This is a genomic window from Gammaproteobacteria bacterium, assembly GCA_028819075.1.
Taxonomy (GTDB): Bacteria; Gemmatimonadota; Gemmatimonadetes; order Longimicrobiales; family Gaopeijiaceae; genus BD2-11.
In genome coordinates, this window is sequence record JAPPMM010000017.1 from 102,790 (window position 1) to 126,800 (window position 24,011).

Annotated in this window: 22 protein-coding genes; 18 read left to right on the forward strand and 4 right to left on the reverse strand. The window is 69.6% G+C overall.

The features are described from left to right. Positions 1 to 15: 15 nt before the first annotated feature. Positions 16 to 915: an N-acetylmuramic acid 6-phosphate etherase gene (gene murQ, locus OXU32_03270; GenBank protein MDE0072990.1), complete on the forward strand. Its 900-nt coding sequence runs from the start codon at positions 16 to 18 to the stop codon at positions 913 to 915. A 72-nt stretch (positions 916 to 987) separates the two neighbouring features. Then, positions 988 to 2,136 (forward strand): anhydro-N-acetylmuramic acid kinase, encoded by a 1,149-nt coding sequence (locus tag OXU32_03275; protein ID MDE0072991.1) that lies wholly within the window; start codon positions 988 to 990, stop codon positions 2,134 to 2,136. Positions 2,137 to 2,166: 30 nt separating this feature from the next. On the opposite strand, the gene OXU32_03280 is transcribed toward OXU32_03275, so the two are convergent. After that, on the reverse strand, positions 2,167 to 2,808 hold the full coding sequence (locus OXU32_03280) for a hypothetical protein (GenBank protein ID MDE0072992.1): 642 nt from the start codon (positions 2,806 to 2,808) through the stop codon (positions 2,167 to 2,169). 6 nt (positions 2,809 to 2,814) lie between these two features. Here OXU32_03280 and OXU32_03285 point away from each other — a divergent pair, with 6 nt between their 5' ends. The 5 genes from OXU32_03285 to rocD all read left to right on the forward strand — a co-directional run bounded on the left by OXU32_03285 (position 2,815) and on the right by rocD (position 11,990). Further along, on the forward strand, positions 2,815 to 5,910 hold the full coding sequence (locus OXU32_03285) for a BamA/TamA family outer membrane protein (protein ID MDE0072993.1): 3,096 nt from the start codon (positions 2,815 to 2,817) through the stop codon (positions 5,908 to 5,910). Positions 5,911 to 6,124: 214 nt separating this feature from the next. Continuing rightward, complete coding sequence (locus OXU32_03290; protein MDE0072994.1) at positions 6,125 to 8,665, forward strand: vitamin B12-dependent ribonucleotide reductase; 2,541 nt, start codon at positions 6,125 to 6,127, stop codon at positions 8,663 to 8,665. 21 nt (positions 8,666 to 8,686) lie between these two features. Then, a complete protein-coding gene (locus OXU32_03295; GenBank protein ID MDE0072995.1) occupies positions 8,687 to 9,619 on the forward strand; it encodes a M28 family peptidase in 933 nt (310 codons plus the stop codon). Between the two features lie 140 nt (positions 9,620 to 9,759). Further along, positions 9,760 to 10,731: a carbon-nitrogen hydrolase family protein gene (locus tag OXU32_03300; protein ID MDE0072996.1), complete on the forward strand. Its 972-nt coding sequence runs from the start codon at positions 9,760 to 9,762 to the stop codon at positions 10,729 to 10,731. Positions 10,732 to 10,769: 38 nt separating this feature from the next. Then, on the forward strand, positions 10,770 to 11,990 hold the full coding sequence (gene rocD / locus OXU32_03305) for an ornithine--oxo-acid transaminase (GenBank protein ID MDE0072997.1): 1,221 nt from the start codon (positions 10,770 to 10,772) through the stop codon (positions 11,988 to 11,990). A gap of 46 nt (positions 11,991 to 12,036) precedes the next feature. On the opposite strand, the gene OXU32_03310 is transcribed toward rocD, so the two are convergent. After that, the gene (locus OXU32_03310; protein ID MDE0072998.1) at positions 12,037 to 12,315 is read right to left on the reverse strand and encodes an oxidative damage protection protein; all 279 of its coding nucleotides are present in this window, start codon (positions 12,313 to 12,315) and stop codon (positions 12,037 to 12,039) included. 204 nt (positions 12,316 to 12,519) lie between these two features. Between OXU32_03310 and OXU32_03315 the strand changes: the two genes are divergently transcribed. After that, positions 12,520 to 12,909, forward strand: coding sequence for a TraR/DksA C4-type zinc finger protein (locus OXU32_03315; GenBank protein ID MDE0072999.1), 390 nt, complete (start codon positions 12,520 to 12,522; stop codon positions 12,907 to 12,909). Positions 12,910 to 12,936: 27 nt separating this feature from the next. Here OXU32_03315 and OXU32_03320 read toward each other — a convergent pair whose 3' ends face one another. Then, positions 12,937 to 13,308, reverse strand: coding sequence for a hypothetical protein (locus OXU32_03320; protein MDE0073000.1), 372 nt, complete (start codon positions 13,306 to 13,308; stop codon positions 12,937 to 12,939). Between the two features lie 125 nt (positions 13,309 to 13,433). Next, positions 13,434 to 14,570: an HRDC domain-containing protein gene (locus OXU32_03325; protein MDE0073001.1), complete on the reverse strand. Its 1,137-nt coding sequence runs from the start codon at positions 14,568 to 14,570 to the stop codon at positions 13,434 to 13,436. 209 nt (positions 14,571 to 14,779) lie between these two features. Between OXU32_03325 and pyk the strand changes: the two genes are divergently transcribed. The 10 genes from pyk to OXU32_03375 all read left to right on the forward strand — a co-directional run bounded on the left by pyk (position 14,780) and on the right by OXU32_03375 (position 23,973). Beyond that, positions 14,780 to 16,198 carry a pyruvate kinase gene (pyk, locus tag OXU32_03330; GenBank protein ID MDE0073002.1) on the forward strand — a complete coding sequence of 473 codons (1,419 nt, stop codon included), beginning with the start codon at positions 14,780 to 14,782 and terminating at the stop codon, positions 16,196 to 16,198. 7 nt (positions 16,199 to 16,205) lie between these two features. Then, entirely contained in the window at positions 16,206 to 17,039 is an 834-nt protein-coding gene (locus tag OXU32_03335; GenBank protein ID MDE0073003.1) for an MBL fold metallo-hydrolase, read from the forward strand. Next, positions 17,036 to 18,427, forward strand: a complete 1,392-nt coding sequence (locus OXU32_03340) for a glucose-6-phosphate isomerase (protein MDE0073004.1) — start codon at positions 17,036 to 17,038, stop codon at positions 18,425 to 18,427. Before OXU32_03335 ends, OXU32_03340 begins: the two co-directional genes overlap by 4 nt. 129 nt (positions 18,428 to 18,556) lie before the next feature. Continuing rightward, positions 18,557 to 19,018, forward strand: coding sequence for a YtxH domain-containing protein (locus OXU32_03345; GenBank protein ID MDE0073005.1), 462 nt, complete (start codon positions 18,557 to 18,559; stop codon positions 19,016 to 19,018). Beyond that, positions 18,978 to 19,634 carry a L,D-transpeptidase gene (locus OXU32_03350; protein MDE0073006.1) on the forward strand — a complete coding sequence of 219 codons (657 nt, stop codon included), beginning with the start codon at positions 18,978 to 18,980 and terminating at the stop codon, positions 19,632 to 19,634. The genes OXU32_03345 and OXU32_03350 overlap by 41 nt, the downstream gene beginning before the upstream one ends. An 18-nt stretch (positions 19,635 to 19,652) precedes the next feature. Beyond that, positions 19,653 to 20,129, forward strand: coding sequence for an SsrA-binding protein SmpB (gene smpB, locus OXU32_03355; protein MDE0073007.1), 477 nt, complete (start codon positions 19,653 to 19,655; stop codon positions 20,127 to 20,129). Next, positions 20,126 to 21,856: a tetratricopeptide repeat protein gene (locus OXU32_03360; protein ID MDE0073008.1), complete on the forward strand. Its 1,731-nt coding sequence runs from the start codon at positions 20,126 to 20,128 to the stop codon at positions 21,854 to 21,856. The genes smpB and OXU32_03360 overlap by 4 nt, the downstream gene beginning before the upstream one ends. Further along, positions 21,846 to 22,805, forward strand: coding sequence for a dihydroorotate dehydrogenase (locus tag OXU32_03365; protein ID MDE0073009.1), 960 nt, complete (start codon positions 21,846 to 21,848; stop codon positions 22,803 to 22,805). The genes OXU32_03360 and OXU32_03365 overlap by 11 nt, the downstream gene beginning before the upstream one ends. Continuing rightward, a complete protein-coding gene (gene pyrF, locus OXU32_03370) occupies positions 22,802 to 23,503 on the forward strand; it encodes an orotidine-5'-phosphate decarboxylase (GenBank protein MDE0073010.1) in 702 nt (233 codons plus the stop codon). The genes OXU32_03365 and pyrF overlap by 4 nt, the downstream gene beginning before the upstream one ends. Continuing rightward, positions 23,500 to 23,973, forward strand: coding sequence for a hypothetical protein (locus OXU32_03375; GenBank protein ID MDE0073011.1), 474 nt, complete (start codon positions 23,500 to 23,502; stop codon positions 23,971 to 23,973). Before pyrF ends, OXU32_03375 begins: the two co-directional genes overlap by 4 nt. Positions 23,974 to 24,011 lie beyond the last annotated feature (38 nt).

Genomic DNA, 24,011 nt, shown 5'->3' on the forward strand with positions numbered 1-24,011 from the left:
GTCCGGACGCGCAGCATGCTCGATGATCGTCTGACCGAACAGCGCAATCCACGCTCGCGTGGCGTCGACCGGCTGTCGCCGGCCGAGATCGTTGCGCTCATCAATGACGAGGACCGCACCGTGGCCGCGGCCGTCGGGGAGGAGGCTGCCGGCATCGCCCGCGCAATGGAGCTGGCGCGCGACGCGTTCTGCCGCGGCGGCCGGCTGATCTACGTGGGCGCGGGCACGTCCGGCCGGCTGGGGGTGCTCGACGCGGCGGAGATGCCCCCGACCTACCGGACCGACCCGTCGATGGTGGTCGGCGTGATCGCGGGGGGCTACGACGCGCTGGTGCGGGCGCGCGAGGGAGCCGAGGACGACCCGCGCGACGGCGCCCGCGAGATGGACCGCCTCTCGGTGGGCGCCGACGATTTCGTGCTCGGCATCGCCACCTCAGGCACCACGCCCTTCGTGCACGGGGCATTGCGGCAAGCCCGTGAGCGGGGCGCCCGCACCGGCTTTCTGCTTTGCACGCCTCCGTCCGCCGAGCTCCTCGCCGCCCACGATGTCGTCATCGCCCCCCTGGTCGGTCCCGAGGTGATCACGGGCTCGACGCGCATGAAGGCGGGCACGGCTACCAAGCTGGTCCTGAACACCATCACCACCGGCGCCATGGTCCTGATGGGCAAGGTGTACGGCAACCTCATGGTCGATCTGCAGGTCACCTGCCGGAAGCTCCAGGACCGGGGTGAGCGCATCGTGATGTCGACCCTTGGGCTGGAGCGGGAGCTCGCCCGAGCCCTGCTGCAGGAGGCCGGCGGCCACGTCAAGACGGCCATCGTGATGGCTCGCCGCGGGATCGACGCGGAGGCGGCGCGCGTCCTGCTCGAGGAGAGCAGGGGCCGGGTGGCGGATGTCCCCGGTGCCGCCGGATGACCGCGGCGGCATCCCGAAACGGGTGCGGCCGGACGCGCGGCGGACCGCCCTTTTCCACGTGACGCCCGGGCCATGAAGGTTCTCGGAATGATGTCGGGTACGTCGCTCGACGGTGTCGACGCCGCCCTGCTGGAGGTGGGCGGGACCACCCCGGCAACGTTCTCGTGGCGATTGCTGGGATTCCACAGCGAGAGCTACCTGCCGGAGGAGCGGGACTCGATCCGCCGCGCGATCGAGGGGGGCGGGCCGGCCGATCTGGCCCGCCTGCACGCGGTCCTGGGTGAGCGCTTCGCGCGCTGTGCCCTCGCCGGGTGCGCGCGCGCCGGGGTGGATCCGGGATCGGTCGCGGCGATCGGTTCGCACGGACAGACGGTGTGGCACGATCCACCGTCCGGGGACGGCCGCGGCGCCACCCTCCAGCTGGGCGATCCCGCGACCATCGCGGAGATCACCGGCATACCGGTGGTGAGCGACTTCCGGACCCGCGACGTGGCGGCTGGCGGGCACGGCGCGCCCCTCGTTCCCTGGCCGGACCGCCTGCTCTTCTCCGCACCAGACCGGCCGCGTGCCCTCCAGAACCTCGGAGGGATGGCCAACGTCACCTGGCTGCCGGCGGCTTCGGAAGGCGAACCCGTCCTGGCCTTCGATACGGGCCCCGGGGTCGCGCTCATCGACACCGCCGCGGAACTCGCCACGGATGGCCGTCGGACGTTCGACGCCGACGGTGAGCTCGCGGCGGCCGGCGAGGTCGATGAAGGCCTGCTGCAACAGCTTCTGCAGCACCCGTTCCTGCATCGCCCGCCGCCAAAGTCGACCGGCCGCGAAGTGTTCGGCAGCGCGTTCGTCCAAGGGCTGGTGGAACGCCGGGCGCCGCGTACCAGCCGCGACTGGGCCTGCCTGGTCGCAACGCTTACGGCCTTCACCGCCGCCTCCGTCGCGGAAGCCTGTCGCTGCTGGGTGCTTCCCCGGGGCGTGAGCGAGGTCCTGCTGGCGGGCGGCGGCGCGCTGAACCCGGTCCTGGCGGCGATGATCTCCGACCGGCTCGCCCCGGTCCCGGTGCGCGACCTGTCCGTGCTGGGTCTCGACCCGGAAGCGCGCGAAGCCGCCTGCTTCGCGGTGCTGGCGTGGGCGCACCTGCGGGGTCTGCCGGCCAATTCGCCAGCCTCCACGGGGGCTTCGGGGCGCCGGGTTCTGGGGTCCCTCACGCCCGGTGGAGCGTGAAGGCACCGCGTGCTCGCAGCGCTTCGTCTGCTAGGCGGATCCGGGAGTTCCGCGCCGGTAGAGCAGCACGAACGCGGTCGCGAACGCCGCGTGTTCGAGCAATCCGCCATTGCGGCCGCGCTCGGGGGCCAGGGCGGAGAGGGTGCGGATCGTCCCCGGTGCGATGGGACGGATGACGCGCGGGAGCCCTCCCCGGGTAGCCGCGGCATGCCTCGCCACGCTGCACAACCCGATCTGCACCAGGCGGCCAGCGGGCAGATGGCGGCTCAGGACCGCCAGGGCCAACCCCTCGACCGCGCCCTGCGCCAACTCGAGCCCAAGCCCGGCCTCATCCCCGGATGACGCATCGGGAGCGAGCAGCCTTGCGAGCGAGCGCGCTGCGAGCGCCGCTCCAGCACCCGCCAGAGCCGCGCGCGGAAAGTCCTCACGTGGCGACGAGCGATCGGCCCGCGCGACCACGACCCGCCGGGCCAGCCCGCCGGCCTGGTCGAGCAGGTTTCTCCAGAGGAGCGAAGGGGCGATCTTGCGTGTGGCGGAGGGCGCGCTCCCATTTCCGGACCGGAGGGGCGGACGGCGCCGGCCGGATGCCCCGCCGCTCCCGGCCGCCTGGCCCAGGCGCGCGGTCTCCCATGCGTAGCCCAGCCGGTACCAGATACTTGCCCTGGTCTGCATGATTTGATGACAACCCTCGTCTGCTTTGGCCCCGACAACATTGACGGGCGCGGCAGCCCCCTGACAAGGCTGCTGCTCCTGCCGATGCTCCTCGCGGGCGCGCTCTCGGCCACCGTCCCCGCCTACGGCCAGGTGCCCCCCGACGAGGACTGGCGCACGCTCGACACCGAGCATTTCCGGATCACCTTTCCCGAAGCCCTCCATCCCCTGGCGACGCGCCTCGCCGACCGGGCGGAGCGCGCCTACGGGCAACTGGCTTCATCCTTCAGCGCGCCACCGCCGGGCGCCATCGACATCGTGCTCACCGACCACGCCGACTACTCCAACGGGTTCGCCAACGTGGTCCCCGGCAACCGCATCACGCTCTTTGCCCGCCCGCCCGCGGACGCGGGATCCCTCAACTATTTCGACGAGTGGATCGAGCTGGTGGTCACGCACGAGCTGGTGCACATCTTCCACCTGGATCCCGCGGGCGGTCTGGGCGGCATCCTGCGCGCGGTCCTGGGCCGCTACCCCGCCACCTGGCCCTTCTTTCCCGGACGCGCCACGCCCACCTGGCTCACCGAAGGGATCGCCACCTACTACGAGTCGACGCTGACGGACGCCGGCCGTGTCCACGGCACCTGGCAGGACATGGTGCTGCGCACCGGCGTTCTCGAGGAGGACCTCGAGTCGCTGTCCGTGGTCTCCGGCAGGAGCCCCGTGTGGCCGGCTGGACTTCGCCCTTACGTCTACGGCTCCGAGTTCTTCCACTATCTGATGGAACGCACCGACACCACGGGCATGCGGCAGCTCGTGGAAGAGGTGGCGGGCCAGTTGGTTCCCTATCGGATCGACGCCGCGGCGCGTTCGGCCTTCGGCATCTCGTTCTCTCAGGCGTGGGACGAGTGGCGCGCGTCGCTCTCCTTCAGGTACAGCGGCCTCGCCGGCTCCCTCGCCGCACTGCAGCCGGTCACCACCGGCGAAGCGCTCACCCGCGGGGCGCGCCAGGCCCTCTACCCGCAGGTGTCTCCGGCCGGCCGGCGCCTCGCCTTCGCGCTCTCGGACGGGCGCTCCGATGCGCATCTGCGCCTGCTCGACCTGGATGGTGGCGCAGGGCGCCGGTTCACCCGCACCAACGGCCTGTCCAGCTTCTCGTGGACGCCCGACGGCGGGATGGTCTTCGCCCAGTTCGAGCTGGCGGACCGCTACCGCCTCTACAACGATCTCTACCGGGTCGATGCGGACGGCCACGTCACCCGCATCACCAGCGGCGGCCGGCTCGCCTTCCCGGACGTGCATCCGGACGGCGAACACGTCGTGGCGGTGCAGGAGGGAGAGGGCACCAACCGGCTGGTTCTGGTGGACCTGGCCACCGGGGACATCACGGCGTTGACCGAGGCGGCTCCCGCCGTCCACTGGGGCTTTCCGCGCTGGTCGCCGGACGGGTCCCGGATCGCCGTATCGCAGTGGCGTACCGGCGGCCGCTTCGATGTCGTGATCCTCGATGCCGCCGGCGCGCTGATCGCAAGAGTGACCGACGACCGCGCCGTCGACGCGAGTCCTGCCTGGTCCCCCGACGGGCGCACCCTGCTGTGGTCTTCCGACCGCACCGGCATCCCCAATCTCTTCGCGGCTTCCATCGACGGGGACGGACGGGCCGGGCCGGTGCGCCAGGTTACCAACATGCTCACCGGGGCCGCCCATCCGGCCATCGATCCGGAGGGCGAGTGGATCTACTACTCCGCCTACCACCACGACGGCTGGGACATCGAGCGCATCCCCTACGCTCCGGGCGAGTGGTTCGAACCCTTCGCGGACGACCCCCGCTTCCTGCTGGGCGCGGATCGTTCCCCGGACCGCTTTCAGGCCGCGATCGAGGCCGAGAGCAGGCCGTACCGGGCCTTCCGCTCGCTCCTCCCGACCTACTGGCAGCCGCTCTACTCCGCGCCTCGAAGGATCCGGGAGCGCGATGTCATCGGCCCGGGCTTCGGATTCTCGACCTCCGGCCGGGATCTGGTCGACCGGCACGCCTTCCGGGCCTGGGGCCGCCTGATTCCCGAGAAGCGTCGCGGGGAGGGCCGCTTCGGCTACACCGCCCGAGGGTTGGGGAACCCGGTGGTGACCTTCTCGCTGGGCCAGCTCTACGATCCCGCGGGTCTCACCCTGGGAGAGCGCCAGAACGGGGACGTGGACACTCTCTACGTGGTGGACCGGGAACGACGCGTGCAGGTGAGCCTGGACCTTCAGCGTGCCCGCTTTCGCAACCGCATCGGCCTCACCCTGGAGGCCAGCCACAACTGGGTGTCCTCCGAGCTCCTGGACGCGACGCTGGAACCCTCCACCCTCTTCCGGCTCAACCGTCCCACGCGGCGCGTCGGGGAGGTAGCCGCAACGCTGGGGTTCAACACCGCTCGCTCGCACGCCATGTCCATGACCCTGGCAGACGGCGTCTCGGGAGCCGTTCGGGGCCGGGTCTCGCGCGTGCTCGATCTCCCCGAGGAACTCGCCGGAGACCGCGCGGCCGACAGGGGGTTCGAGGAGGTCACCGGCCGCCTTTCGCTCTACCGTGCGCTCGGCAACGTCGGATTCGCCCAGCAGGTGTTCGCCCTGCGGGCGAGCGGCGGGATCGCGCGCGGACCGGGCGCCGACGGCTTTCACTTCGAGGTGGGCAACGCCGCGGGCACGCGCGAGCGGCTCACCGGCTTCGGTCTCTTCGGGGGCTCGCCGCTCCTGTTTCCCGTGCGAGGCTATTCCGCCGCTTCCCGGCGCGGGCGCATCGCCTGGTCGGCATCCGCCGAGTACCGGCTTCCGCTCTCCATCATTCGCCGGGGCCTCGGGGCCTGGCCCCTGTACTTCGACCGGGCCGGCGCAAGCCTGTTTGCCGACGCAGGCAACGCCTGGGGCCCGGAAGGCGAGCGGGATCCCACCGCGAGCCCGAAGCGCGCCGCCCTCGCCTCCTTCGGCCTGGAGGTGACGGTGAACACGCTGCCCTTCTGGACGCTCTCCACCGACGTGCGGGCCGGTTTGGCGTTTCCGCTCAGGGGTGTAGACGATCCGCCCGGGGCAGGGTTCCGCCTGCGCGCGGGGCGGCTCTACCTCCGTCTGGGATCGGCGTTCTAGAAGAGACTTGCGGCGCGCAACCGGGGCACCTATGGTGTAGGTCGCACCGCGACATACGGTGCCCCGGAGACATCGACCCACAAGATGTGGTGTCGAGCAGTTTCAACAAGCCCACACCTTGGCTGGCGTGCTTTCCGTTTGTTTTGCACGGAGGTGGGGGCTGTTTCCACTCATTTTTCCACATCTCTCGGCAAAACAGCAAACGGAAAACAGCATGTCCGCCCAACGACCCGCATCTCCAGACGCTCCGCCGGCGCACGACGTGCCGCCCGCAGACCTCCCGCGCGCGACGCTTTCCGACAACGCGCGCATCGTTCTCGGGCTCCGCTATCTCAAGAAAAACGAAGAAGGCGAGCCTGTCGAAGAGCCCGAGACCATGTTCTGGCGGGTCGCGCGCGTGATCGCGGAGGAAGACCGCCGCCATGGCGCAACGGATGCGGCGATCGACGAGGTCGCGCGCCAGTTCTACGACCTCATGGCGACGGGCACGTTCGAGCCCAACTCCCCCACGCTGATGAACGCGGGGCGGCCGCTCGGGCAGCTCTCCGCGTGCTTCGTGCTTCCCGTCGACGATGCCCTCTCCAACGGCGAGTGCGGCATTTACGACACCCTCAAGAGCATGGCGCTGGTCCACCAGTCCGGGGGGGGCACGGGGTTTTCCTTCTCCCGGCTTCGCACCGAGGGCGACACGGTGCGCTCCACCATGGGGGTGGCTTCGGGCCCGGTGTCCTTCATGCGCCTCTACGACTCCTCCACCGAGGTCGTGAAGCAGGGGGGCACGCGCCGGGGCGCCAACATGGGCATCCTGCGGGTCGACCATCCCGACATCCGCTCCTTCATCACCTGCAAGGACGACACCTCCCAGATCACCAACTTCAACATTTCGGTCGCCATCACCGACGCCTTCATGCAGGCGGTGGCGAAGGGCGAGGACTACGACCTCGTCAGCCCGCGCACCGGCGATGTCGTAGGCCGCGAGAACTCGACCGAGATCTTCGACATGATCGTGCAGGGCGCGTGGAAGACCGGCGAGCCGGGCGTCTTCTTCATCGACCGGGCCAACGAATTCAACCCGGTGCCGAAGCTGGGCGAATACGAGGCCACCAATCCGTGCGGAGAACAGCCGCTCCTGCCGTACGACGTGTGCAACCTGGGGAGCCTCAACCTCGGCCCGTTCGTGCGCAAAGGGTTCTCGTGGAGCGTGGATCCGCAGGATGCAATCGACTGGGACGGGCTCCGCCGGGTCGTCCACCTGTCGGTGCACTTCCTGGACAACGTGATCGACGCCAACCGCTATCCGCTGCCCCAGATCACCGAACTGGCCGAGAACATCCGGCGCATCGGGCTTGGTGTGATGGGCTGGGCGGACATGCTGGTGCGGCTGGGAATCCCGTACAACTCCGACGCCGCCGTGGCGGTCGCCGAGGCCGTCATGCGCTTCATCGACGAGGAAGCCAAGGTCGCGTCCGCGAAGCTGGCGGAAAGCCGGGGCGTGTTCCCGGCCTGGGCGCAGTCCATCTGGGGTCCGGAGGAAAGCTGCGCCCGCCGTCCCGACGGGAGCCGCATTCGCCCGATGCGTCCGCTGCGCAACTGCAATCTCGACACGGTCGCCCCGACGGGCACCATCTCGATCTTCGCCGGCTGCTCGGGCGGCATCGAGCCCCTGTTTGCGGTGGCGTTCATGCGCAACCAGGCCGGCGTGTTGATGCCGGACGTCAACGAGGACTTCGTGCGCGTCGCAAAGGAGGGCGGCTGGTATTCGAAGGAACTCATGGAGCGGGTCGCGGAGAGCGGCCACATCCACCACGACGAGGTGCCCGCGAAGGTGCAGCGGGTGTTCGTGACCGCGCACGACATCACCCCGGAGTGGCATGTGCGCATGCAGGCCGCCTTCCAGAAGTACACCGACGCCGCCATTTCCAAGACCACCAACTTCCCCCACGAGGCGACGCCGGAGGATGTCCGCGAGATCTACGAGCTGGCCTTCTCCCTGGGGTGCAAGGGCGTGACCGTGTACCGCGACGGGTCCCGCCCCATGCAGGTGCTCTCGACCGGCAAGACCGAGCAAAAGCCGGAAACAACCGGCGAGAAGGCGCCATCGGCCGGCGAGATCGAGCAGAAGCTCGCGGATGCGCGCGAGGAGTGTCACCGGCTGCGCGGCGAGATCGAAAAGTACCGGCAGCGCGAAAGCGACCGCGACCGCCTCGCCGGCGCGGGCCGCCACAAGCGCAAGCGTCCCGCGCTGCTGAAGGGACGCACCGTGAAGATGGACTGCCCGCTCGGCGATCTCTACGTCACCATCAACGAAGACGAGACCGGCCGACCCTTCGAGGTCTTCTGTACGCTGGGCAAAGCCGGCGGCGCCGCCATGGCCGATGCGGAGGCGATCGGGCGGCTGATCTCCCTCGCGCTGCGGTCGGGAATCCCCATCACCGCGGTCCGCGATCAGCTTCGCGGCATCTCCTGCGATCGCGCGGTCGGGTTCGGGCTGCGCAAGGTCCTTTCCGCCCCCGACGCCATCGGCCAGGCGATCGAGTACTACCTCCAGGAAAAGGACGGCATCCAGGAGGAACTCATCCTCACCGCTCCGGTGACCTCGGCCGCGGGTGCGTCCGCCCCCAGCCGTGCGCCATCGGGTGGCGGTTCCTCCGGGTTGGGCTATCTGGGCACTTGTCCGGACTGCGGCACCGGCCAGCTCTCCTTCGAGGAGGGGTGCGTGAAGTGCCATGTGTGCGGCTTCAGCGAGTGCAGTTGACCCCGCTTCCGGGATGCCGGGATGAAACGCGTTGTCGGGTACTCGGCGTTTCTGCTCGCGGCGACGCTGGCGTGCGGAGGGGAGCCGGGTAGCGAGCCTGCCGAGCGCGTCGAACGCCCGGCCTTCCCGGGCGCGCGTGCCTTCGAACTGATCGAAGCCCAGCTCGCGTTCGGGCCCCGGGTGCCCGGCACGCCCGGCCACGCGGCACAGCTGGAGTGGATGGCCGGGCAGCTGGCGGCGCACGCCGACACGGTCATCGTCGACCGCTTCCGGTACACCACCACCACCGGAGACACCCTGCCGCTGGCCAACGTCCTGGCCCGCTTCAACGCCGCCAACCCTGACCGGCTCCTGTTCCTGGCCCACTGGGACACCCGGCCCATCTCCGACCAGAGCACCAATCCGGAGGACCGCGACACCCCCGTCCCGGGCGCCAACGACGGCGCCTCCGGCGTGGCCGTGCTCATGGCGCTGGGCGAACTCTTTTCCGTCCAGCCGCCGCCGGTCGGCATCGATCTGCTCATGGTGGACGGCGAGGACTACGGCCCGACCACGGCGGACATGTTCATCGGCTCCGAGCGCTATGCCGAGCAGCCCCTGGGCGGCCAGCCCCGCTATGCGGTCCTCCTCGACATGGTCGGGGACCGCGATCCCGGCTTCCCCGTGGAAGGGTATTCCTCCCGCTACGCCCCCCGCGTGGTGCAGCGCGTCTGGGGGATTGCGCGCGACCTGGGATACGGGCGCCTCTTCCCCATGACGGTGCGTCCTCCCATCCAGGACGACCACGTGCCGCTGAACGAAGCCGGCATCCCCACCGTGAACATCATCGACTTCGAGTACGGGCCGGGGAACTCGCTCTGGCACACGCCCAACGACGTCGCCGCCAACGTGAGCCCGGCAACGCTGGAGGTCGTGGGCGAGGTGGTTGCGGAGATCGCGTATCGAGGAGGCTGACGCGATGGCGGGCCCTGTCGCGCGAAGCATATGCTTGATGCATTATTCCACGCAGGGAGACGGAATCCACCGGCGAGAAGCGTGACCGTGCGGAAGACGTCTCCGGAGTTCCCGAACCAGAGCACTGGACCAGAACCTGGATGAACGACAACGAGGGCATCGGGGTCGCGGTGGTACAGGGGGCCGGGGTCCCCTTCGACCTGGAGGCGGCGATCGGGAAGGTGCACGCGCTCACCGCCGAAGCCGCCGCGCAGGGAGCCCAGCTGGTTCTCTTCCCTGAAGCCTATGTCGGCGGGTATCCCTGGGGCCTGGCGTTCGGCACGTCGGTGGGCGGCCGCTCGCCGGCGGGCCGCAGGACATGGGACCGATACCTGAAGGGGGCGGTCGAAGTCCCCGGGCCGGCCACCGATCGCATCGGCGAAGCCGCCGCGGCTCACCGGGTCTACCTGGCCGTCGGGGTCGTGGAGCGGGATGCCGACTACAGCGGAGGCACGCTCTTCTGCACGCTTCTCTACTTCGGTCCCGACGGCGCGCTCCTGGGCAAGCATCGAAAGCTCAAGCCCACAGCGGCCGAACGCTTCATCTGGGGTGAGGGCGACGGCAGCACGCTGACGGTTGTGGACACGCCCCTCGGCCGGGTCGGCGGCCTCATCTGCTGGGAGAACTACATGCCGCTGGCCCGCACCGCGATGTACGCGAAGGGCGTTGAGATCTACCTCGCCCCGACCGCCGACGGGCGCGAGCGCTGGCAGGCCACGCTCCGGCACATCGCCCTCGAGGGACGATGCTTCGTCCTCGGCTGCAACCAGTACGCCACCCGCGCCCAGTACCCGGCCGACCTGGAGATCGCCGGTGAACTGGAGGGCTGGCCGGAACGCCTGTGCGCCGGCGGAAGCGCGATCTATTCGCCGTCGGGGGCGTGCCTGGCGGGACCCCTCTGGGACCAGGAAGGGATTCTTTTCGCCCGCCTCGATCCCGACGCGGTCACGCGCGGGAAGTTCGACTTCGACGTGGTGGGCCACTATGCCCGCCCCGACGTATTTCAGCTCAGCGTCAACGAAAACCCGTTTCCGCCCGTGACCTTTCGGGGCGGCGCCGCATCGACAAGCTGACGCGACCCCCGCGGGATCCGCGTCGGGAGGCCGACACCATGCAAGACACCGCAACGCAGGCGATCACGTCATCCTACCTCGATGAAGCCGACCGCTTCGGCGCCCACAACTACCATCCGCTCCCGGTCGTGATCGAACGGGGCGAGGGCGTCTGGGTCTGGGATGTGGAGGGGCGTCGCTATCTCGACATGCTGAGCGCCTACTCCGCCCTCAACCAGGGGCACCTGCATCCGCGCATCATCGGCGCCGCCCGGAGCCAGATGCAGCGCCTGACGCTCACCTCGCGCGCGTTCCACAACGACCAGATGGGCCCCTTCCTGCGCGAGCTGTGCGAACTCACCGGCTTCGAGCGCGCGCTGCTCATGAACACCGGGGCGGAGGGCGTCGAAACCGCGATCAAGACGGTCCGCAAGTGGGGCTACCAGGTGAAGGGCATCCCGGACGACAAGGCGGAGATCATCGTCTGCGACAACAACTTCCATGGCAGAACGACCACCATCGTGGGCTTTTCCTCCGAGTTCGAGTACCGGAGGGGATTCGGCCCGTTCACGCCCGGCTTCCGCAGGATCCCCTACGGGGACATCGACGCCCTGCGCGACGCCATCAACAAGCGCACCGCGGGCTTCATGGTCGAGCCCATCCAGGGCGAGGGAGGGGTCATCGTGCCGCCGGACGGCTACCTGCGCGCCGCCCGCGACCTGTGCTCGCGGCACCGGGTGGCGCTGGTCGCGGACGAGATCCAGACCGGGCTGGGGCGCACCGGACGGCTCCTGTGCTGCGACTGGGAGGATGTGCGCCCCGACGTGCTGATTCTCGGGAAGGCCCTCGGCGGCGGCGTCTACCCGGTCTCGGCCGCGATCGCGGACTCGGAGTTCATGGACGTGTTCCGGCCCGGCGACCACGGATCCACTTTCGGCGGCAATCCGCTGGCGGCCGCGGTCGCGCGCGCATCGCTGAAGGTCATCGTCGAGGAAGGGCTGATCGAGCGCTCCGCCCGGCTCGGCGAATGGTTCATGCGGAGGCTGCGCGCCATCGACTCGCCGCACGTCGAAGAAGTGCGGGGCCGCGGGCTGATGATCGGCCTGGTCATCCGGAAGTCGTCGGGTCCGGCCCGGCCCTTCTGCGAAGCCCTGTGGCACAGGGGGATCCTGGCCAAGGAGACGCACCAGCAGGTCATTCGCTTCGCGCCCCCCCTGGTGATCGGGCGCGAGGAACTCGAAGAGGCTCTGGCTCAGGTGGAGGCGGTCCTCTCGACCTGAACCGGGTCGAGTTGCGCGTCAGGCCGGGCGTGCAGCCCCCGCCCGCTCACCAGTCGATTTCGCCCTTCCGGGACGTGTCCACCTGCTCGGCCTCGCCGTCGCCGAGCAGCACCTGCTCGATCTGCTCGTAGAGGAACTTCCTCGAGCTGGCTTCGCGTGGATCCAGCCCGTAGTGGTTGATCAGCAGCGTCTGGTGCTGAAGCCAGTCGGACCAGCAAAGCCGGCAGATCCGGCGCAGCAGCCGTTCGCCCAGCTCCGTGCGGAATGGGGCCTTCTCCATTGAGGACGATTCCTTGCCGCAGCGTCTACAGTCGATCGTGTTCACGGAACTCGTCGTTTGGAGGACGGAGAGCCTGAGGCCCAAGTGTGAGGGAGATGCCCCAACCGGCGGCGGAGGCCGGGTCAGGAAAGCGCGGCACGTTGGAAACCCCGTCGGATTATTGTAATTTCCTCGCGCACGGCCGAAGGCGCCCCGGTGCCGGCACCCCGGTAGCGACAGCCCGCACAACCGTCTACCAAGGTACAGAACGTGGCGATTCTCACCAAGGAGCAACTGGCCCACATCCAGAGCCGCCTCCTGGAGGAGCGTGCTCGCTCGCTGAGGTCGCTGGGCCTCTTCGACCGGATGGCGAAGGAGGACCGGGAGTCGGGCGACTCCAATCTGGCCGCCTACACCGACCACATGGCGGACCAGGGCACCGAGGCGATGGAGCGCGAGAAGGCCGCGCTGTTCGCAACCAAGGAAGGCCGCTATCTCTACCGGATCGAGGACGCGCTTCGCCGACTCTACTCGGATCCGGAGAATTTCGGTCGCTGTCAGGCCACGGGAAAGCCGATCAACTTCCGGCGGCTGGACGCACTGCCGCACGCCCGGTACTGCATCGAGTACAAGCGCGAACTGGAGGCCCGGGGCGAATAGCGAACGCCGGATCCCGGCCGTTCGCCCTCAGGAGGATTCCTCTTCCTCGTCCGTGTCGTGTATCGGGCTGGTGATGCGCCAGAGCCGCTCGATCTCGCTCCGGATCTCCCGAATGCGCCCTTCCAGGGGCTGGTCACTCAAGTGATATCTGGCTGCGCTGAGAGACCGGTAACAGCGCCATAGAGCGGACGATGCGGGAGTCTGCTCGTGGCTGCGACGCCTCTTCCCCTTGAGACGCGCCAGAAGCCATTCCGTCATGTTCTCGTCGAGGAGCATGAGGTTGCCCTCGCCGGACGATTCCTCGCTCAGGTATTTGGCGAGTTTCTTCTTGAAGCTCTTGGGTACTCCGGCGACCACGTAGACGGAGAGATCGTCTCTTTCGAGTAGTTCCGACGTCATCACATCCCCGGCAGAACGAAGCAAGCGTTGGGAAGCACCTGCGCCTCCGGAATCTTGCGATTGTCAGCCATCATTATAGCCGAAATCAGGCGCTTTTCGCCAGTGCGGTCCCACAGACTGGATGCTCAGGCACGCAGAATATCGAGGGCCAGCTGGCCGAGCACCTCGACTTGCCAGGCGCGCACCTGGGGCACCCGGGCGAGCTCCTCCGGTGAAGCCGGATTGGCGCGCACGATCTCCACGATGGTCTTGTTGGGAAGCAGGAGACCCGGGTCCAGTCCGAGTTCGCGGGCCCTTCGGACACGGGCGGCGCGCAGCTCCCGGGCCCGTTCTTCGCCTTCCGGCGCAAGCCGCGGGAGGGATCCTTCACGGCGTCTCCGCCCCGGGGCGATGCGCGCCTCCGGGATGGATTCCGCCCGATCCAGGTGCTCGAAGAGTCTCCCGCCGTCGGCGCGGGCCAGGATGGGCGACACACCGGGCCGGCGAGCGAGTTCCCGGGTCGAGCGGGGCGGGGCCTCGGCCAGCTTCAGCAGGACATCATCGGCGGCCACCCGGAAGGGCGCCCTGTCCTTGCGGCGGGCGACCTCGTCCCTCCAGGTCCACAGCGCACGCAGCCGCTGCAGCGCACGCGGGGCCAGATGGCGCGCGTTCTTCAGTTTCGTCGCCGGATCGGGGTCGGGATCTTCCGGATTGGAGGCGGCTCGCTCGAGCCAGCGGAACTCCTCGCTTGCCCACGCGAGGCGCTCCCTTTCCTCCAGCCGGGCTCGCAGGATGTCCGCGAGGGTCGCCAGGTAGCGCGTGTCGGCAGCGGCGTACTCGAGCATTTCCGCGGGAAGCGGCCGCATCGCCCAGTCGGCCCGCTGGTATTTCTTGGGCAGGCGCACGCCAAGGAAGCGTTCGAGCAGCGGGGACAGTCCCAGCGCGGCTTCCCCGAGCAGCGCGGCCGCTACCTGCGTGTCGAAGATGCCCCGCACCCGGATGCCCAGATCCCGCGACAGCAGGCGCAGATCGAAGCTGGCTCCATGCATGACGATCTCGCGACCCGGATCTTCCAGCGGCGACCTGAGCATCCCGCTTGCGTCGAGGGCCAGGGTATCGATGAGCCAGGTATCCCCTGGTGCGGAGAGCTGCACAAGGCAGAGCCGGTCGGAATAGCGGTGATAGCCGGCCGCCTCGCAGTCGAGGGCAAGCGGCGAGCGGGAATCCAGCTTCTCCGCCACGGAGCGTGCTGCATGCGCGTCGGCGATGTGGTGTAGCTTCATGGGCGCGAAAGGTGGCCCATCTTCCGGTCCTGCGCGAGAGCCCGGCGGTCTGAGGGCCCGGACGCCCCCGCGGCGTGCGCGGACCCCGGATGGGGACCGGTCACTGTGATTTCGGGCGAACCAGACTAGAATAACGGCGCTCCATACATCGAGAACGGCTAATTGGGCGCCGGCCTGCCGGTGCTACAGCGGGGGGAAGTGGGAATCCGATGCTGAGAACCAAGTTGGTGTGCACGATGGGCCCGGCCACGTTTTCGGCCGGGGTGGTCCGCGATCTGGTCGATTCGGGCATGACCATGGCGCGCCTGAACATGTCCCACGGCCTCCGTGAGGATCACCTGGAGGCGGTAGCCCTGATCCGGCGCGCGGCCGAGGAGGCGGGCACGCCGGTATCGATTCTCGTGGACCTGGGGGGCCCCAAGATCCGCGTGGGCAGGCTTGAGTCGCCACTCTTTCTGGCGGAGGGCCAGGAGGTGGTCATCGCCCCGGAGGAGACGGTAGAGGCCGGGGAGATCCCGACGACCTACCGGCACCTTGCCGACGACGTGGTGATCGGCGACCGGGTTCTTCTGGACGATGGCCTGCTTGAGATGCGGTGCGTAGGCAAGGAGGGCGGCAAGGCCCGCTTCGTGGTGGAAACCGGCGGCCAGCTGAAGAGCTTCAAGGGCATGAACGTGCCCGGCGCCAACCTCAGTACTCCCTCGCTCACCGAGCGGGATCTGGACGACCTCGACTTTGCCCTGGAGGCCGGCGTCGAATACGTGGGCCTGTCGTTCGTCCGGGGAAGCGCGGACATCGAGGAGTTGAAGGAGAGGGTCGCGGGCCGCGCGCTCGTGGTGGCCAAGGTCGAACTGGTGCGCGCCCTGGCGTCGATCGAGGAGATCGTGAAGGCAACGGACGCGGTCATGGTCGCGCGCGGAGACCTCGGGGTGGAGGTGCCCTTCGAGCAGGTGCCGCTCGCACAGAAGCGCATCGTCCAGCTGGCCAACTACTCGGGCCGGCCGGTCATCATCGCGACCCAGATGCTCGATTCGATGATCCAGAGCCCGCGGCCGACGCGCGCCGAAGCCTCCGACGTCGCCAACGCGGTGCTGGACGGCACCGACGCCGTGATGCTGTCCGGCGAAACCGCGGTCGGAGAGTACCCGCTTCACGCCGCGCGGGCGATGGTGCGCATCATCCGCGAGATCGAGGGTTCCGGCGTGCTGGCCCAGGGTCCGCGCTACCTCCCGCGCCCCGACAACTGGCAGCGGGGGGGCGCGACCCGCCGCGAACACGCGGTCGCGTCTTGTACGGTGGACGCCGTGCGACAGCTGGATGCTCCCGCGCTGATCGTGATCACCAGCAGCGGCTTCTCCGCGCGCCTGGTCTCATCATACCGCCCCCCGGTCCCGATCTTCGCCGTGTGCACCGAGCCGCGCACCTTCCGCCAGCTCGCGCCTGTCTGGGGCGTGTGGCCCACGCTCGCCACCGACGTGCCGGTCAGCTACTCCGCGCTCTCCGCCTACGGCAAGGAAGCGGTTGTGCGCGCGGGAGTCGGGAGGCCGGGAGATTCGGTCGTGGTGACCGCGGGATATCCCTTCCATGAGAGGGGGTCGACCAACACCATGCTCGTGGAGCAGCTCTAGGAGCCCCATGTCGTTCTCGCTGACCTTCCTGGGCACCGGCACCTCCTACGGCGTGCCGGTCATCGGATGTCGATGCGACACCTGTACCTCGAGCGATCCCCGCGACAAGCGCACGCGGCACGGAGCCCTGCTTCGCTTCGGGAACCGCCGTCTGCTCGTCGACACACCCCCGGAGCTCAGACTCCAGCTTCTCCGCGAGGACGTATCCTCCGTGGACGCGGTGTGGTTCACGCACGCGCACGCCGATCACATCCACGGCATCGACGATCTGCGGGTGTTCACGGCGCTCCACGGTGCGAGGATCAGCGCCTGGATGCACCGGTCGGTCGCCCGCCAGCTGCGGCGCCGCTTTCCGTACATCTTCGACGCGCGACCCCGGGCCTCGGACGGGGTGTTCCTCCCGGAACTCGATGTCTTCACCTTCCGGGAGGGACGGCCGGTAGACATCCTGGACCGCGTGTTTCTCCCGCTCGGAGTACCCCACGGCGGGGTCCGCTCCTACGGCTTCCGCGTCGGGGGCCTCGGGTATGTGACCGATGCCAAACAACTTCCGCGGGCGACGCTGGAAGGGCTCAGGGGCGCGGATCTGCTGGTGCTCAACGCGCTGTGGTACGGGGATCCCCATCCCACCCATTTCAACATCGAGGAAGCCGTCGCCGCGGCGCGGGCGGTCGGCGCCCGGAGGACCTATCTCACCCATCTCACTCACCGCGTGCGGCACGACGACCTGTGCAGGCGCCTCCCGGAGGACATCCGGCCCGCCTTCGACGGCCTCACCCTGAAGGTGGAAGACGGATGTGCGGAGCCCCGGCGGTCTCCGTCGTCGGCGGAACGCGCATGAGCGCTCTCACCGTCGACTACCGGAACCTCCTCGCCATCGACGAAGACGAGGATGGCGTCGATCCCGAACGGCTCACCGGCGACCTGGGTTCGCGCTTCCGCGTGGCGCACCGGGATGTCGAGCGGGCGCGCCGGAGCGGGAGCATGGGCTTCCTCGACCTGCCGCGCGCCGCGCAGTCCGCGGCCCACATCCGTCGCGTGGCAGCCGGGCTGCGGGGACGCTTCGACGACTTCGTGGTCCTCGGCATCGGCGGGTCGGCGCTGGGGACCCGCACCCTGCGGGACGCACTCGCCGCCGGGGACCCCAACAGCGGTGCGAGTGGCGCCGGAGGGCCCCACCCGCGTCTCCACGTGGCGGACAACATCGATCCGCACTCGATCGGCTCCTTGCTGGACCGCCTCGACATGCGCAGGACGTTCTTCAACGTGGTCAGCAAATCGGGCTCGACGACCGAGACGCTGGCCCAGTATCTGGTGGTGGCCGAGCGACTCGCGCGCGAAGTCGGCCAGGATCGGACGCGGGAGCATCTTCTCTTCACCACGGATCCCGGGCGGGGGCCGCTCCGCGCTCTGGCAGAGGCCGCAGGCATCCCCACCCTTCCGGTCCCGGGCAACGTGGGGGGCCGTTTTTCGGTGCTGTCGGCCGTCGGCCTGTTCCCCGCCGCGGCGGCCGGCCTGGACGTGACGGCGGTGCTTCGGGGCGCCGCGCGCATGGAGAGACGCTGCCGGACGGATGAGCTGACCCGGAATCCGGCGGGCGTGGTCGCGACCCTTCTGTACCGCGCCGATGTCGAGTGCGGGCAGCGCGTGCACGTGTTCATGCCCTACTGCGATAGGCTCCGCTCCTTCGCCCTCTGGGTGCAGCAGCTGTGGGGCGAGTCGCTCGGCAAGGCCGCGGGACTCGACGGCGGGCCCGCGGGCACCGGCCCCACCCCGCTCCCGGCAGCCGGGGCAACCGACCAGCACTCGCTCCTGCAGCTCTTCATGGAGGGGCCTGCGGACAAGGTGGTGTGCTTCGTCACCGTCGGCGCGGCCGCGGGTCCGCTTCCGATCGGCAAGGCGTCCGCTTCGCTGCCCGCCCTCGAGTTCCCCGAGGGTCACACGCTCAACCATCTGATCGCCGTCGAGCACGCCGCGACGGCGGCCGCGCTTCGAATGGCCGGGCGGCCCAACCTGACCGTGCGGCTGGCGAGGCTCGACGCCGACGCGCTGGGTGAACTCATCCTGCTCTTCCAGGCCGCGACCGTGTACGCCGGATACCTCTACGGCGTGGACCCACTCACCCAGCCGGGCGTGGAGTTGGGCAAACGGTATGTGAACGGGCTTCTGGGCCGTCCGGGCTACCATCCTCCCCGCATGGAGGAAGCCAATCACCCCTGGCAGGTGTAGAAAGACAGGGGACCGGGGCGGGGACGCCGGTGCAGGGTAGGCATCCCCCCCGGGAAACCCTAGTTTGTATCAGGATGGAACAGTTGCAGCCGGCTGCGGCGGCTGCCGCGTATATCATGGGGGAGCGGGATGGCTCAGGGAGAAGACGGACCGCTCGTCGTAATCGAGCGCGACGGCGGATCGAACACGGGTGCCTTTCTGCTCGGTGCCGTCGTCGGTGCCGGACTCGCGCTGCTGTTAGCGCCCCGCTCCGGCAAGGAGACCCAGGAGCAGCTGAAGGCCCGGGCGCTTGAGTTCAGGGATGTCGCACAGGAGCGGGTGCGCGCGGCCCAGGAGGGCCTCGAGGAGAGGCTCGGGCGAGCCGGCGAACAAGTCCGGGAGCAGATCGAGTCGGTGAAGGGGGCGGTGGACGCGGGTCGGCAGGCGGCGCTGGACGCGCGCGCGGAGTTGCAGGACAGGATCGAGACCTCCAAGGCTGCCTATCGGGCTGCGAGCGATGCCGCTCGGCAAGTCGTCCACGACGCCGGAGCGCAGGAAAACGGGGAACACGATGACGATGCCCGGGACGAGCTGGCGCCACCCTTGGACTGACAGCGCCGCCGCGGCGTGGCTGCGGGGCGCGGTGCTGCTGATCGGTGTCCTCGCGCCCGCGGCGGCGCGGGGCCAGGCACTCGACGGCTACCCGCTGGTTACGGACCGTTCGAGGATGCTGGCGCGCGACGTGGCCGTGGGAACGTCGTTCCTTCCCTCCCATGAGCGCTACGTCGTCGTTCACCTTGTCGAGAATCGGCTCTTCGTCATGGAGGGGGAGCGCGCGATCTGGTCGGCGCCCGTCGGCACCGGGACCGGGTTCAACCTGAACGCCGCCGGCCAGAAGTGGCACTTCTCCACGCCCCGCGGGATCATGAGGGTCCGGTACAAGGAAAAGAACCCGGTCTGGATCGCTCCCGACTGGCACTTCGTCGAGAGGGGAGTTCCGGTTCCCCCGCGGCAGCATCCTTCCCGTTCCATCCCGGGGGCGCTGGGCACCACTGCCATCTACCTGGGTGACGGCATTGCGATTCACGGCACCCACCGGCCCGAGCTGGTGCTCGACCCCGACCCGGAGCGGCGGCGCATCTCCCACGGGTGCATTCGCCTGACCAACGAGGCGGCCCGCGAACTCTACTACCTGATCGACGTTGGCACGCCGGTCCTTATCTACTAGCCTGGCGCGCGATACGTGGTGGGGGCAGGCGACGCGGGGCCTCCGGGCCGACTCCTGATCTCCCGCAACCGAAAGGCCCGGCACGAATACGAGGTGATCGAGACGCTCGAAGCCGGGCTGGTGCTCAAGGGACCGGAAGTCAAATCCGTGCGCGCCGGAAAGGTGGGGTTCAAGGACGCCTTTGCCCGTCTGGAGGGCACCGAAGTGTGGCTCCACAACCTGCACATCAGCCCCTACGAGCCGGCGACTCACTGGAATGCCGACCCGGAGCGCCCACGCAAGCTCCTCCTGAAGCGCGCGGAGATCCGGCGTCTGATCGGCAGGGTCGAGGAGAAGGGGCTGACGCTGATTCCCCTGGACCTCTACATGCGCCGGGGGTACGCGAAGTTGACGCTGGCCCTCGCGCGGGGCCGCAAGCTCTACGACAAGAGGGAAAAGCTGCGGCGCCGGACCCAGGAGCGGGAGGCCCGGCGAGCGATGAGGAGGGGCCGGTGAGGGGGAGCGCGCCCCGGACGACGCCGGCTGCCGGGGCCGCGATTCTGTGCGTGTCCCTGTTGGTCGGCTGTGCGTATTTCAACGCGCTCTACAATGCGCGGCGCGCCTTCGAGGATGCCCAGGCCGCCCGCCTGCGTGACCAGCCGCTCGAGGCTGCTTCGTCGTATCAGGAGGCCATCGACAAGGCCGCTCGCAGCTATCGGTCGGACGAATCCGGACGCTGGGCCGACGACGCCCTCTACATCATGGGCCGCGCCTACTTCCACAGCGGGGACTGGGCACGTTCGCGGGCGGCACTGGAGCGCCTGCTGGCGACTTCGAGCGACTCGAGCCTGCACGCGGGTGCCCGCGTGTACCTCGGCGGCGTGGCGCTGGCCACGGGACGGCGCGACCTCGGAATGCGCCTTCTCGACGAAGCCCTCGAAGAGGTGCCGGACGCGATGCTGCGCGCGGAGGCGCATCTCTGGCGGGCCCGGGCCGCATTCGACGCCGGACGGGCGCAGGAGGGATGGGCGGGCCTGGACCGGTCCGAGGCAGCCTCACGGGAACTGAGGGTCCCGGTTGCTCTGGAGCGCCTGGTGCGCGGGCTGGACAGCGACCACTTCGAGCACGCTCGGGCGGGTGCGACGACTGTGCTCGAGCAGGCGTCCGGAGAGGCTTGGGCCGATACCGTTCTCGCTGCTGCGGAGCGAGCCTCCATGCTCTGGGGGGCGGGATCCGCGGCCGCCATGCTGGCCGCGGCCGAACGCAGCGAGTGGGCGCCTGTGGCGCGTGGCCGGGTCCGCCTCGAGCGGGCACGCCTGCTCGCGCGCGCCGGCGATTCGGTCGCGGCCGGTGAAATGGCCGGGGAATTGGCCCGCGGTGACGACAGAACCGCGCGCGAGGCGCGCATCGCCCTCGCCCGCTGGCGGCTGAACTCCGTCGATCGTCTCGAGCAGCTCGAGGAAGTCCGGGCGATCCTGCTCCCGGCCATCGCCCTCGCCGAAGCAGTGCGGCTGATCGACTACATGGAGTACGTTGGGCTCTTCGTCGAAAGAGCGGCGCTGGCGGCGGACCACCTCGCGCTCTTCGCCGGGGCCGAGCTGGCGCGCGACAGCCTCGGATCACCGCGCCTGGCCCTTCAGCTCTTTACCCTGTACGCCGACCGGGACCGCGGCTCGGCCTGGGAGGCCAAGGCGTTGATGGCGGCGCTCGAGCTGACCGGCGATGCGGAGGAGCGGCAACCGCTCGCCGCCCGCCTGAATCAGCTGGACGACAACATCTACGTCCGGGCGTCCGCCGGAACGGAGGCGCGGCCGTCGGACTACGCCATGGTGGAGGGCCGCCTCGGCACTTCTCTGGCGATCCTGCATCAGCGCGTCGCCGTGGAGGCCGCCAACCGGGACGTCGCGGTACGGGAAGCCGCGCGCACGCTCGACAGCATCCGGGCCGCCGAGGAGCTGGTGCGGCGAATCGCCGCGGGGGACTCGCTGCTGCTCGACTCGCTGAGGCTGGACTCGCTCAGGCTCGACTCGCTGAGGACCGACTCGCTTCGCAGGGACGCCCCGGGCGCGACCTCGACCGACGCATTCTTCGCCCCCGACACCGTCCCGCGGACCGACTCGATCCTCCCGGCCGACTCCGTCCTCCGCAGGGACACGATCCCCCGCAGGGACACTCTGGGACGCGCCCAACCATCGCGTGGACCGAGGCGGCCCGCATCGGAGAGCGAAGCCGGTGCAGCTTGAACAGGAGCTGTTCGGGGCGAGGTTCCAGAATCCGGTGTTGCTCGCGTCCGGCACCTGCGGCTTCGGCAGGGAGCTGGCGGGAGTCATGGAACTCGACCGGCTGGGCGGACTGGTCACCAAGTCCGTGACCCTGGAACCGCGCGCCGGAAACCCGAGACCCAGGGTCAGCGAGGGCGCTGGCCTGATGGTCAACTCGATCGGACTCGCCAATCCCGGGGTGGAGCGGGTCAAGGCCGAGAAGCTGCCCTGGCTTGCGTCGCGGCTGCGGCGCGCGCAGGTCTTCGTCAGCGTGGCGGGACATGCGGTCGATGACTACTGCGAGATCGTCGAACATCTTGAACCGGAGGGCGGATTCCTGGGATTCGAACTGAATCTCTCATGTCCCAACGTCCCGCTGGGCGGCGTGCCGTTCGCGCTCGACACCGGGATGCTGGCCAAGGTGGTTGGCCGCGTGCGCGGGATCACCGGCCGGCCGCTCCTGGTAAAGCTGGCTCCCAATTCGCCCGATGTCGGCGCGGCCGCTGAAGCCGCGGTGGCTGCCGGCGGCGACGGAGTCACCCTGGTGAACACCATGCCCGGAATGGTGATCGATCCGGAGACGCGGCGCCCCCGGCTGGGGGCCGGCGGCGGTGGGCTCAGCGGTCCGGCCCTGCTCCCGGTCGGCGTACACGCCGTGTGGCAGGCGAGCCGTCGGGTCCGGGCCCCGCTGGTCGGCGTCGGAGGTGTCCGCGGGCACCGCGATTGCCTACAGTATCTGCTCGCCGGGGCGTCGCTGGTTCAGGTGGGCACCGCCACCTTCGCCGATCCTCGGAGCGCGGAGCGCGTCGTGCACGGACTGAGTGCCTACGGCCGCCGGAGAAACATCGGCGCGGTCGCGGAGCTGGTGGGCGCGGTCAGGTCGCCCGAGGGACCGGTTCCCTTCGCGAGGCGGGAGGCGTGCGTGTTGTGAGCGGCATCATCCTTGCCTTGGACTATCCCTCGGCCGGCCGGGCGCTCGAACTGGTCGATCTGCTGGCGGGGCGAGTCAACTTCTACAAGGTCGGGCTGGAACTCTTCGCACGCGAGGGTCCCGCGGTCGTCCATCATCTCCGGAACCGCAAGAAACGGGTGTTCCTTGACCTCAAGCTGCACGACATTCCGCGCACCGTGGCGGGCGCCGTGGCCGCCGCCTCGGACATCGGGGCGCGCCTGGTGACCGTGCACACTGCGGGAGGAGCGCACATGATGGAGGCCGCGGCCGAGGCCGCGAAGGACGGGACCCGGCTTCTGGGGGTGACGATGCTTACCTCCCTGGGGACATCGTCGCTTCCGCGCCGCGCCGATGGCGCGCGCGTGACGCTCGAGGACCACGTCCTGCAGCTCGCCGGCGGGGCGCGCGCGGCCGGTCTGGACGGCGTGGTGGCGTCGCCGCTGGAGGCCGCAGCCCTGAGGCGCCGCTTCGGGAACGAACTCCTCGTCGTCACTCCCGGGATCCGCCTCCCGCAGCAGTCTCTCCACGACCAGCGCCGCGTCGCGACGCCCCGCCGCGCCCGCGAGGCCGGAGCCGACTACCTGGTCATCGGGCGGGCAGTTACCGGCGCCCCGGATCCCCGCGCCGCTCTCGACGCCGTCGAGCGCGACCTGGCCCCGGCCCTCCGCGACTCATGATGAAGGCCGGGGGGTTGAAGCGGGCAAACCCTGCGGGCGTCCTGGCCCTGCTGGTCGCCGTGCTCGGTGCCTCCACCCCTGGATCGTCGCCGACTCCGGCGTCCCAGGCGTCCCTGGAAGGGGCCGCAACCAATCTCGCGCGCATGTGGGAGCGCGGCTCCATCGACGTCTTCGTGCAGGTTCTGGTGGCCAGCGGCATCCGCCTGCGGGTGGGAGGCGAAGACCACGTTTCTCTTTCGAGACGGCAGGCGGTCGCCGTGCTGCGCGACTATCTGGCCGGGCACCGGACCGAGTCGACCCGACTCGAGCGGGTTGCCGAAGTCGGGGGATCTCCGCTTCAGGGCTACGCGGCACTCCGCTGGACGGTCGTCCACGAAGGGGCCTCCCAGTTGGTAGAACACAGTATCTACGTCGGCTTCGTGCGCGAGGACGAAGTCTGGCGCGTCTTCGAAGTCCGCGTGCTGCAGTGAGCGCCGGCAGTCCCGTGCGCGACCCTGCCGCGATCCCG